This window comes from Methylorubrum sp. SL192, from assembly GCF_026672325.1.
Taxonomy (GTDB): Bacteria; Pseudomonadota; Alphaproteobacteria; order Rhizobiales; family Beijerinckiaceae; genus Methylobacterium; species Methylobacterium extorquens.
In genome coordinates this window covers 3,839,227-3,850,688 of record NZ_JAPPQV010000003.1, presented here as the reverse complement: position 1 = coordinate 3,850,688, position 11,462 = coordinate 3,839,227, and the positions used below count along the sequence as shown (strand labels likewise).

Annotated in this window: 7 protein-coding genes; 5 read left to right on the top strand and 2 right to left on the bottom strand. The window is 67.8% G+C overall.

Annotation, left to right across the window (positions count from 1 at the left end; all coding sequences use genetic code 11):
• The first annotated feature begins 187 nt into the window (after window positions 1–187).
• Window positions 188–1,624: a phospholipase D-like domain-containing protein gene (locus OVA30_RS18745; RefSeq protein WP_253398410.1), complete on the top strand. Its 1,437-nt coding sequence runs from the start codon at window positions 188–190 to the stop codon at window positions 1,622–1,624.
• Here OVA30_RS18745 and OVA30_RS18740 read toward each other — a convergent pair.
• Both OVA30_RS18740 and OVA30_RS18735 read right to left on the bottom strand, forming a co-directional pair.
• Complete coding sequence (locus tag OVA30_RS18740; RefSeq protein ID WP_238507407.1) at window positions 1,515–2,294, bottom strand: endonuclease/exonuclease/phosphatase family protein; 780 nt, start codon at window positions 2,292–2,294, stop codon at window positions 1,515–1,517. The genes OVA30_RS18745 and OVA30_RS18740 overlap by 110 nt on opposite strands.
• Window positions 2,295–2,400: 106 nt before the next feature.
• A complete protein-coding gene (locus OVA30_RS18735; protein WP_268176354.1) occupies window positions 2,401–3,213 on the bottom strand; it encodes an enoyl-CoA hydratase in 813 nt (270 codons plus the stop codon).
• Window positions 3,214–3,473: 260 nt separating this feature from the next.
• Here OVA30_RS18735 and OVA30_RS18730 point away from each other — a divergent pair, with 260 nt between their 5' ends.
• The 4 genes from OVA30_RS18730 to OVA30_RS18715 all read left to right on the top strand — a co-directional run bounded on the left by OVA30_RS18730 (window position 3,474) and on the right by OVA30_RS18715 (window position 11,387).
• Entirely contained in the window at window positions 3,474–4,085 is a 612-nt protein-coding gene (locus tag OVA30_RS18730) for a nitroreductase family protein (RefSeq protein WP_268176353.1), read from the top strand.
• Between the two features lie 143 nt (window positions 4,086–4,228).
• On the top strand, window positions 4,229–5,851 hold the full coding sequence (locus OVA30_RS18725; protein WP_442786134.1) for an AMP-binding protein: 1,623 nt from the start codon (window positions 4,229–4,231) through the stop codon (window positions 5,849–5,851).
• Between the two features lie 1,096 nt (window positions 5,852–6,947).
• Window positions 6,948–8,354 carry an adenosylhomocysteinase gene (gene ahcY / locus OVA30_RS18720; protein WP_003606448.1) on the top strand — a complete coding sequence of 469 codons (1,407 nt, stop codon included), beginning with the start codon at window positions 6,948–6,950 and terminating at the stop codon, window positions 8,352–8,354.
• Window positions 8,355–8,843: 489 nt separating this feature from the next.
• A complete protein-coding gene (locus OVA30_RS18715; protein ID WP_268176351.1) occupies window positions 8,844–11,387 on the top strand; it encodes a sensor histidine kinase in 2,544 nt (847 codons plus the stop codon).
• Window positions 11,388–11,462: the final 75 nt, after the last annotated feature.

Genomic DNA, 11,462 nt, shown 5'->3' with positions numbered 1-11,462 from the left:
GACCACCTGAGGGCAAGATGGTGAAGGCTTTCGAAAAGAGGCAGGGGCCGGCCCTGGCCGCTCCGCCCACCGTTCGATCTTTGTTCTAGCATGCAACGGCGATTTGTGGAGGGCTGCCTGTTCGTCACACCAGGCTTGGCTTATCTCCTCCGCCGTTCCCGGACAGGGCAGCGCAGCAGGCGGACCGGTGGAAGAAGTCCTCACTCGATGGCTCGGCACGACGGCCTCGCTCCGCACCGAGATCGTCGCGGCCATCGGCCTGGTGCTCACATTCGGCGTCAGCGTCCACGTGCTGCTGCGCAAGCGGGTGGTGGGCGCGGCGATCGGCTGGATCGGGCTGGCGTGGCTGGCGCCGGTCTTCGGCACGCTGCTCTACCTCACCTTCGGCATCAACCGGGTGGAGCGGCGCGCCCGCCGGCTGAAGCGGCGCCCCTCGCAGACCATTGACGAGACGCCGCAGCCCTCCGCCCACGTGCCCGAGGCCTACCACGCCCTCGACTTGGCGGTGCAGGCGGTGACCGGCCTGCCGACGGTGGCGGGCAATCGGTTCGAGCTCCTCCGCAACGGCGACGAGGCCTATCCGGCGATGCTGGCGGCGATCGGCGAGGCCCGCCGCAGCGTCGCCCTGTCGAGCTACATCTTTCGCGACGACGACACCGGCCGGGCGTTCTGCGCGGCGTTGAAGGCGGCGCAGGATCGCGGCGCCGAGGTGCGCGTGATCCTCGACGGCATCGGCAGCGGCTATTTCTTCCCGGCCGCGTGGCGGCATCTACGCCGGCTCGGGGTGCCGGCCGGCCTGTTCATGCACTCCGTCCTGCCCTGGCGGATGCCGTTCCTGAACCTGCGCACGCACAAGAAGCTGCTGATCGTCGACGGAAGGGTCGCCTTCACCGGCGGGGTCAATATCGCCGACGGCAACCGGGTCTCGGAGAAGCCGGACTTTCCGATCCGCGATACGCATTTCCGGATCGAGGGCCCGGTGGTCGAGCACCTGACCCAGGCCTTCATCGCCGATTGGCTGTTCGTCAGCGACGAGGAGCTGGAGGGCGAGGCGTGGCTGCCGCGGCTGGCGCCGGTTGGCACGGTCACCGCCCGCGTCGTCACCTCCGGCCCGGACGCCGACATCGAGAAGATCGCGACCGTGGTGCTCCAGGCGATCGCCTGCGCGAAGGCGTCGATCCGGCTGACGACCCCCTATTTCCTACCCAACGAACTCGTGCTGAACGCGCTGAGCCTCGCGGCGGCGCGGGGGATCGCGGTCGATATCGCCATCCCGCGCAAGAGCGACCACCGCTTCGTCGATTGGGCCACCCACGGCCATATCGATCCGCTCCTGAAGAGCGGCGTGCGGGTCTGGATCGACGAGCCGCCCTTCGATCACTCGAAGGCGATGACCGTCGATGGGCAATGGTGCTTCATCGGCAGCGCGAACTGGGATTCGCGCAGCTTCCGCCTGAACTTCGAGCTCAACGTGGAGGTCTACGACGTGGCGCTGGCCCGGGCGCTCGAAGCCTTCATTGCGACGAAGTTTCAGACCCCTTTGCGCCTAGCCGACCTCGACGCCCGCTCGCTCCCCGTGCGCCTGCGCGACGCAGCCGTCCGACTGCTTCTGCCATACCTCTGAGCCGGCCGACCGAAGGGACCCCCTCCGGCGCGGGCGAGAGGTGCACCACGATCGGGTGGTGGTCGGAGAGCCCGCGGGGCAGGACCATGCGCTCATGGCAGACGAGCCCGCGCACGAGGCAGCGGTCGAGCCGCAGCGGCAGCACATCGACCATGGCATGGGTCGGCCGCCGGGGGCCGACATCGCGAAAACCCGGCAGCAGGGCCGGGCCGACGATGTTGTAGTCGCCGAGCACCGCCGCGCGCGGCGGCAGGTGGCTCTCGATCCGCCGCAACTGACGCCGGTTCAGCACCTGCCCATGCGAGAGATGCACGTTGGCGACGCCGAACTCACCGGTATCGAGCACTTGGCAGACCCGGTCGATCAGCACCCCCGGCGGCAGGGTGACGATCTCCGGCGGGTTGGGCCACGGCGTCGGGCTCCACATCGCCGGGCCGTGGATGCGGCCGGGCAATTGCGCCCAGGCATAGACCCCGCCGACGCGCTTGGTCAGCGCTGCGATCTCCTTCGTCGCCTCCTGCATCAGCAGGAAGTCCGGCCGCTCCTGCTCGATCAGCGCCACGAGGCAATCCACCGCCGCGCCGGTGCGGCGCAGCAGGTTCCAGCTCACGATTTTTTTCGTGTTCGGACCGGGCTCAGCGGTGATCGGAGGGGGACGTCTGAGGAGCATGGCAGTCCGTTTGCCTGGGTCACGTGACGGCTTCAGGGCGGCGGGGAGGCAATGCGCGGAGCGCGGATCGGTTCGCGCCTCACTGCGCCTTGCCGAGGTCCTTCCGCTAATTCTGCCCGTGATTCCGCCCGTGACTCTTGCGGTCGAGGAAAGCCTCGATGCCGTCTTCCGCCGCCTGCGCCAGCATGTTCTCCGTCATCACCCGGCCGGCATGGGCGTAGGCTTGCGTCAGCGGCATCTCCAGTTGCTCGTAGAAGGCCCGCTTGCCGACCTGCACCGTGTCGGGGTTGCGCGCGGCGATCCCTGCCACGAGCGCCTGCGCGGCCGCCAGAGCGCCGCCCGCCTCCACCACGTCGTTGACAAGACCGAGGCGCCGGGCCTCCGCCGCATCCGCCATGTCGGCGGTCAGCAACATCCGCATCGCCGCCTTGCGCGAGAGGTTGCGCGAGAGCGCCACCATCGGCGTCGAGCAGAACAGGCCGATCTGCACGCCCGGCGTGGCGAAGCGCGCTTGCGCCCCCGCCACGGCCAGATCGCAGGAGGCGACGAGCTGGCAACCGGCCGCGGTCGCGACGCCCTCCACCGCCGCGGTCACCGGCTGGGGTAGGGCAGGAATCGCCATCATCACGTCTGAGCACAGCGCGAACAGCGTTTCGAACCGTTTCGCGCCGCGGTCGGGGTCGCTGCGGTAGCCGGTCATCTCCTTGAGATCGTGGCCGGCGCAGAAGGCGGGGCCCGCCGCCGCCAGCACCACGGCCCGCACCGTGTCGTCCCCCGCAAGGTCGGCGAAGGTCGCGCGCAGCGCTTCGAGCAGGGCAAAGGAGAGCGCATTGCGGGCACCCGGCCGGTTGAGCGTCAGGGTGGCGACGCCGTCGCGGTCCTCGCGCAGCAGGAGAGGGTTCGTGCCGGCTTCGCCCATGAGCATCCTCGTCGCGCCGATGTCGTTCACGGCCGATGTGGTCCACCTTGTTTTCGCGCGCCATGACAAGCGCGGCAATGCCGCCCCCGAGAGCCGTATCCGACCCCTTCGCATCAGGCCGGCGTCTCTCAGTCCTTGTTGTGACGCACATTCTTTCGACGAACCGGTTCCCACTTCGTCGGAATGCGCTCTAGCCCGCTCTTGTGCGGTGCCATACCGTGCGCCGCACCAAAGCCCTGCCAGCCTGGAGACCGCCCCCGGTGACCGACGAGACCACCCGCCCCACCACCCGCGAGCCCGACCACGCCATCGAGCCGATCTTCGCCGAGCGCTGGTCGCCGCGCGTCTTCACCGGGGAGGCGGTGCCGGAGGCCGAGTTGCTGCGGATGTTCGAGGCGGCGCGCTGGTCGCCCTCATCCTACAATTCGCAGCCCTGGCGCTTCCTCTACGCGCTGCGCGGCACCCCCGAATGGCAGACGTTCTTCGACCTCCTCGTGCCCGGCAACCAGAAATGGGCCGAGGGCACCGGCGCCCTCGTCTTCCTCGTCTCCAGCGAGCGGATGAAGGTCGGCGACGAGCTCAAGCCGTCCGCCAGCCACTCGCTCGATGCGGGCGCCGCCTCGCTCGCCTTCGCGCTCCAGGCCAACCGTCAGGGCTGGCACGTCCACGGCATGGGCGGCTTCGACTGGGAGCGGGCGCCCGCCGTGCTGAACGTCCCCGAGCATCACCGGGTCGAGGCGGCCTACGGGATCGGACGCGCCACGCCCTGGGCGGAGCTGAGCGAGGAGCAGAGGGCCAAGGAGCGCCCGAACGGCCGCCGCCCGATCACCGATTTCGCCTTCCGCGGCGGCTTCCCGCAGCGTCAGGACTGAGCGCCCGCGACCGCGTGCAGAACACGGATTGTCCCGGCTTGCACGGGGACCGATGAGAGACACCTGGACGCGCTCGGATGCAGCGCGCCCGGGAGGAAGAGGCGGCACCGGCCGAGCGCCGCCGCAAGTTCGAGGAAGTTGCCGTGCCGGAGCGGGCCGATCGCTACGCGTCGCTCGTCAGGGATTTCCGCTGGAAGATCCCGGAGCGCTACAACATCGCGGCCGATGTCTGCGACCGCTGGACACTGAGCGAGCCCGACCGCACCGCGCTCCTCGTGCTCGGCCCCGACGACCGGCCCGAGCCGGTGAGCTACGGCCGCCTGCGCTCCGATTCGCTGCGGCTCGCGGCGGCGCTGGCCGCGCGCGGCGTCGGGCCGGGCGACCGGGTGGCGGTGCTGCTGCCGCAATCGGTGGCGGTGGTGGTGACCCATTTCGCCGCCTACCGGCTCGGGGCGATCGCACTTCCGCTTGCCGGCCTGTTCGGTGAGGCGGCCCTGCGCCATCGCCTCGCCGATTCCGGCGCCTGCGCCGTCGTCACCGACGCGCCCGGGCTGGCCAAGCTGGAACAGCTGCGCGCCGACCTGCCGGATCTCGCCACGATCCTCTCGGTCGATGGGGCAGGGGAGGCCGCGGAGGATTTCTTCGCGGCTCTGGAGAACGCCCCGGACGGGTTCGCAACGCGGGCGACCGGGCCGGACGATCCGGCCCTGATGATCTACACCTCCGGCACGACCGGGCTCGCCAAGGGGGCGCTGCACGGCCACCGGGTCCTGCTCGGCCACCTGCCGGGCTGGAGCCTGATGCACGGCTTCCCGCCCGAGGGAACCGGGCTGATGTGGACCCCCTCCGACTGGGCCTGGGCCGGGGGCCTGCTCAACGTGCTGATGCCGTCCCTGCGCCTCGGCATGCCGGTGGTCGCGAAGGCCTCGGGCCGGTTCGAGCCGGAGGCGGTGTTCCGGCTGATGGCGGATCTCGGCGTCACCCACGCCTTCCTGCCGCCGACGGCTTTGCGCATGCTGCGCGGGGTGGCCGATCCGCGCCAAAGATTCGACCTCTCAGCCCTGCGCAACATCGCCTCCGCCGGCGAGGCGCTCGGGGCCGAGACCTTCGATTGGGCGCGTGACGCCCTCGGCCTCACCATCGGCGAGGCCTATGGCCAGACCGAGTGCAACCTCGTTCTCGCCTCCAGCGCTCGGATCGGCGTGGCGCGGGCCGGCGCGACCGGCAAGCCGGTGCCCGGCCACCGCGTCGCGGTCCTGCGCGAGGACGGGACCGAGGCGGATGCGGACGAGACCGGCGAGATCGCCGTGCGCGCCCCCGATCCGGTGCTGTTCCTCGGCTACTGGCGCCAGCCCGAGGCGACTGCCAAGAAATTCCGCGACGGCTGGTGGATGACTGGCGACCAAGCGCGACGCGAGGCCGACGGCTACATCCGCTTCGTCGGCCGCGAGGACGATCTCATCACCTCCGCCGCCTACCGGATCGGACCGGCCGAGATCGAGGCCTGCCTCTGCGCCCATCCGGCGGTGGCCCTCGCCGCCGCGGTCGGCGTGCCCGATCGGCTGCGCACCGAGACCGTGAAGGCCTTCGTCACCCTGCGCGCGGGCTTCTCGCCCTCCGACGCGCTGGCCGCCGAAATCCTCGCCTTCGCCAAGGCCCGGCTCTCCGCCCACGAGGTGCCGCGCGCGCTCGCGTTTCGCGACACCCTACCGATGACGACGAGCGGCAAGATCATCCGGCGGCAGTTGCGGGACGAGCCGGCCTAAATTCGAGCTCGGTCAACTTGAAGCATACTAAGACATACCGGGATGCACCTTAGGCCCTGGCCGTCTTAGGCAGGATTATCAATCAATCTTCAACCGGTAGTTTACGAAATTGCCCTACGGCTTATTTAGGTAGCAATTTAGCACACCGCCAACGAACTCAGGCAGGGACACGCGAGCCTCATGATTAATTGCAGACGAAAAATACTACTCAGTTTTACCGCGGATTTGAGTGCTCTTATTGCTATATTTCTGTTTATATTAAGCAGATTTATCCCGGACGCATACTTTATTGCTTCAAGCATAGCACTTCTTTTAATTCTTTTCAGCATCAGGTCGAAAGAACAAGCCGATAAAATTGGCGCCACAGAAGGCACTTCGCCGTCTAAAATCAGCAAATTTCGTAATGTACTGAAAAAATACAATGACCCACGAACTTCTGTAATTTTGCTAATCGTAGCATTGCCCGTATTTGACACAGTTCGCCGCGTGATCGCTCTCGAGATCGACGCTTTTGACAAATTTGCTATTATCACAATGACTATTCTTTTAGCATCGTATATTATAAAAATATGTATTAATATAGATGATTTATTGAGAAATTAAAAGGCAAATCCTCGATATGAAACTAAAAGTGCGACAAAATCGCTTTTTTTACGAATCAAATATGCAGACAATCCAGCAAAATCATATCGCGAGAGCGCAACTGATCGACATCTGATTGTCTTTGAACGGCTCTTTCGGTCTGCCACGGCTCGAGTGGGGGCACTCAGGCAATCTGGCAGCACACTAAATATCGCGAGCGCGCAGGCATTTTCCCTGCCGGAACCAACCCTGTCCCAACGAGGAAGCTCCGGCTGGCAATAGACACTCATGCCCGATCCAGCTCGACGCGACCGGTTTCAGCGCGAGCGCCGCAAAGGCCGCGCTGGCACCCGGGCTCTAGCCTCGAATTAAACGCATAAAGACATCTTTATGTCTTGATTGCTCCCTAGCGAGAGCCCTGCTACAGGGATGGCCGACCCGGCCGGGTGAACCGGCCGATGCGCCGGAACGATTGGCCGTTTCGCGCCGGCCACGACTGAAAAGGGATACCGAGATGGCAGTTGCCAACGATTACATCGTCAAGGACATCGGGCTGGCCGATTACGGCCGCAAGGAAATCTCGATCGCCGAGACCGAGATGCCCGGCCTGATGTCGACCCGCGCCGAGTACGGCGCGTCGCAGCCGCTCAAGGGCGCCAAGATCGCCGGCTCGCTGCACATGACGATCCAGACGGCGGTGCTGATCGAGACCCTGAAGGCGCTCGGCGCCGACATCCGCTGGGTGTCCTGCAACATCTACTCGACCCAGGACCACGCCGCCGCCGCGATCGCCGCCGCCGGCATCCCGGTCTTCGCCGTGAAGGGCGAGACCCTGACCGAGTACTGGGACTACACCTCGAAGCTGTTCGACTGGCATGACGGCGGCATGCCGAACATGATCCTCGACGACGGCGGCGACGCCACCATGTTCGTCCACCTCGGCCTGCGCGCCGAGAACGGCGACACCGCCTTCCTCGACAAGCCGGAATCCGAGGAGGAGGAGGTCTTCTTCGCGCTCCTGAAGAAGAAGCTCGCCGAGAAGCCGAAGGGCTGGTTCGCCGGTCTGGCCGACTCGATCAAGGGCGTCTCCGAGGAGACCACCACGGGCGTGCACCGCCTCTACAACCTCGCCAAGGAGGGCAAGCTGCTCTTCCCGGCGATCAACGTGAACGACTCGGTCACCAAGTCGAAGTTCGACAACCTCTACGGCTGCAAGGAATCGCTGGTCGACGGCATCCGTCGCGGCACCGACGTCATGATGGCCGGCAAGGTCGCGATGGTCGCCGGCTTCGGCGACGTGGGCAAGGGCTCGGCCGCTTCGCTGCGCAACGCCGGCTGCCGCGTGCTCGTCTCCGAGATCGATCCGATCTGCGCCCTGCAGGCGGCGATGGAAGGCTACGAGGTCGTCACGATGGAAGACGCGGCGCCCCGCGCCGACATCTTCGTGACCGCCACGGGCAACAAGGACATCATCACGATCGAACACATGCGGGCCATGAAGGACCGTGCGATCGTCTGCAACATCGGCCACTTCGACAACGAGATTCAGGTCGCCGGCCTGAAGAACCTCAAGTGGCAGAACATCAAGCCGCAGGTCGACGAGATCGAGTTCGCTGACGGCCACCGCATCATCCTCCTCTCGGAGGGCCGCCTGGTGAACCTCGGCAACGCGACGGGCCACCCGTCCTTCGTGATGTCGGCGTCCTTCACCAACCAGACGCTCGCCCAGATCGAGCTCTGGACGAACCCCGGCAAGTACGAGCGTCAGGTCTACACCCTGCCCAAGGCCCTCGATGAGAAGGTCGCGGCGCTCCACCTCGAGAAGATCGGCGTGAAGCTCTCCAAGCTCCGCCCCGATCAGGCCGCCTATATCGGCGTGTCGCAGACCGGCCCGTTCAAGCCCGAGCATTACCGCTACTAATCGGTCTTCGGGCCCCCGGCTTCCGCGCAGGAAGTCGGAGGCCCGGTGCCGCTGAGCTCAAGATTCGCGAGGAAGCCCGGCCCATGGCCGGGCTTCTCTGCGTTTGAGCGACATCTGCCGCTGGGGCGGCGGACGACAGGTGTCGCCGCGAACCTGTTTTGGCGGTCGCCGCGGCCGCGCGAAGTCAGATTCCGGCCGCGGCCCGGCGCCCTGAAAGTCTTAGAAATTCGTCAAGTCCCGATTTCGGTGGTGTGGCTTTTGGGTGCTGTGTGGCGCCGGAATGCAGGGCCGACGGGTTCCGGGCCATAATGGCGCTTCCAGGCGGAATCGACCCCGCGTTACAGTGGCGCGAATCTTCGGAAGCAGGTGCCCGCGCGGCGGCGGCAAGCCGGTCGCGGCAGCGGGTGTTTGCCCGGTGCGGTCCGGGAGCTTTCCAGGCGTGGGCCCAACGGCCTGCGGAGTGTGCCGGGTTTGGGGTGGGGGCGGGACATGGGTCTGGAACGGGCGGCGCGCGCCCTGTCGCGCGTCGGCGTCCTCGTCGTCGCGGCACCGGTCGCGGCACTCGCCGAGGGCGCTCCGTCCATCGAAGCGAGGCCGATGCTGGGAGCGATGCAGACGCACAACGTTGCCGGCCTCGCCGTCGTCCTCGGCCTGATCCTGTTCGCGACCATCCTGTCGCTGGTCTACCTGCGCGAGCGCGTCGGCTGGACGCGCAAGGAGCGCGCGCTTCAAGACGAACTCGCTCATCTGCGCGGCGCGCACGACCGGGCGGAGATGCTGCTCCATTCCGAGCGTCAGGTTCTCGTCGCCTGGGCCGGGCGCGGCGAGCCGTCGATCGTCGGCGATGCGGGCTTTGCCCAGGATCTTCGAAATCAGGATCTTCGAAATCAGGATCTCCGCGGCCAGGATTCGCGCGGGCTTCAGGGCGGCTCCCGGCATCTGCTCGCCTTCGGCACGTGGCTCGCGCCGCAGGACGCGCAGTTGCTCGACTCCGCCGTCGCGACGCTGCGCGAGCGCGGCACCGGCTTCCGGATGAACCTGCGCAGTCTCGCCGGGCGCTACATCGAGGCACAGGGCCAGGCGGTCGGCGGGCGGGCGCTGCTGCGCCTGCGCGAGACCACCGACGAGCGCCGTGAGCTGATCGAGCTGCGCCACACGCTGGAGGAGGCCAAGCGCGGCCTGTCCGCGCTGGCGGGCCTGCTCGACGCGCTGCCGCAGCCGATCTGGCACCGGAGCCCGGACGGGGCGCTCGCCTTCGTCAACGCGGCCTACGCCGCCGCCGTGGAGGCCCCGAGCCGCGAGGCCGCCCTGAGCCACGGCCTCGAACTGCTCGACCGGAGCGCCCGCGAACAGATCGTCCGGCAGGCGCGTCGGCCGGGCCTCCCCGCGCAGGCCTTGCGCCTCTCGGCGGTGGTGGCGGGTGCGCGCCGCACCCTCGATGTCAGCGAGAGCACGCTGGAAGCCGGCCGGGTCGGCATCGCCGTCGATGTCTCGGAGCTGGAGAGCGTGCGGGCCGACCTGCAGCGGCAGATGGATGCCAACGTCCGCACCCTCGACCAATTGCCGACCGCGGTCGCGATGTTCGACGCGCGCCAGCGCCTGATCTTCCACAACGCCGCCTACCAGCGCCTGTGGGATCTCGACCCGGCCTTCCTCGAAGGCCGCCCGCTCGACGGCGAAATCCTCGACCGCCTGCGCGCCGCGCGCAAACTGCCCGAGCAGGCCGATTTCCGTTCGTGGAAGACCGATGTCCTGGCCGCCTACCGCGCGGTCGAGCCCACCGACACGCCCTGGTACCTGCCCGACGGGCGGACGCTGCGCGTCGTCGCCGACCCCAACCCGCAGGGCGGCCTGACCTATCTCTACCACGACGTCTCGGAGAGCATGAAGCTCGCCTCGCGCTACGACGCGCTGATGAAGGAGCAGGCCGAGACCCTGGAAGCCCTCAAGGAGCCGGTGGCGGTGTTCGGCGCCGACGGGCGCCTCACGGTGGCCAACCGCGCCTTCGCCGCGACCTGGCGCCTCGACCCGGCGACGCTGGCGGGCAAGCCGCATGTCGATGCGGTGATCGCCGCCTGCCGGGCGCTGACGCCGGACCAGAGCCCCTGGGCCGGCATCCGCCAATCGGTCACCGGCCTGTCCGAGACTCGCAGCGGCCATGGCTGCCGCCTCGACATCAACGACGGCACGGTGCTCGATTGCTCCTCGCAGCCGCTGCCGCTCGGCGCGACGCTGCTGACCTTCATCGACGTCACCGCGAGCGCCAATGTGGAGCGGGCGCTGACCGAGAAGAACGACGCCCTGGAGCGCGCCTCACAACTGCGCGACACCTTCGTCCACCACGTCTCCTACGAGCTGCGCTCGCCGCTGACCAACATCATCGGCTTCACCCAGCTTCTCGGCGACGAGACCGTCGGCGCCCTGAACGAGCGCCAGCGCGAATATTCCGAGCACATCATGCGCTCGTCGGCCGCGCTGCTCGTCATCATCAACGACATCCTCGACCTCGCCTCGATCGATGCCGGCTCGCTCGAACTCCAGCGCGAGACGATCGACGTGCGCGCCACCGTGGAAGCCGCCGTCCGCGGCATCGAGGACCGGCTGGCGGAATCCGATATCGGCCTCGACCTCGACGTGCCGGAGGGTGTCGGCAGCGTGTTCGCCGACGGCAAGCGGGTGCGTCAGATCCTGTTCAACCTGCTCTCCAACGCGGTCGGCTTCTCCGCGCCCGGCCAGCAGGTCCGCGTCGAGGCGCGGCGCGAGGGGCGGGAGCTGCGGCTGACGGTGACCGATCGCGGCCGCGGCATCGCGCCCGAGGTCATCGACCGGGTGTTCGACCGGTTCGAGAGCAACACGCTGGGCACCAAGCATCGCGGTGTCGGCCTCGGCCTCTCGATCGTGCGCTCCTTCGTCGAGCTGCACGGCGGACGGGTCGAGATCCACTCGGCAGCCGGCACGGGCACCCGCGTCACCTGCCTGTTCCCGGTCGAGCCGCCGCCGGGCAATGGCGGGCTCGCCGAGGCCGCCGAGTAGGACCGGGCGCTCACGGGATCGGGATGCGGTTGGCCGCCGCCGGGGGGCAGGGCTCACCGAGGCCGCCAAAAACGG

Excerpts from the sequence above, each read along its gene's own strand:
- ahcY (WP_003606448.1), top strand. The coding sequence starts at position 6,948 with ATGGCAGTTGCCAACGATTACATCGTCAAGGACATCGGGCTGGCCGAT.
- OVA30_RS18715 (WP_268176351.1), top strand. The coding sequence starts at position 8,844 with ATGGGTCTGGAACGGGCGGCGCGCGCCCTGTCGCGCGTCGGCGTCCTC.
- OVA30_RS18735 (WP_268176354.1), bottom strand. The coding sequence starts at position 3,213 with ATGGGCGAAGCCGGCACGAACCCTCTCCTGCTGCGCGAGGACCGCGAC.
- OVA30_RS18740 (WP_238507407.1), bottom strand. The coding sequence starts at position 2,294 with ATGCTCCTCAGACGTCCCCCTCCGATCACCGCTGAGCCCGGTCCGAAC.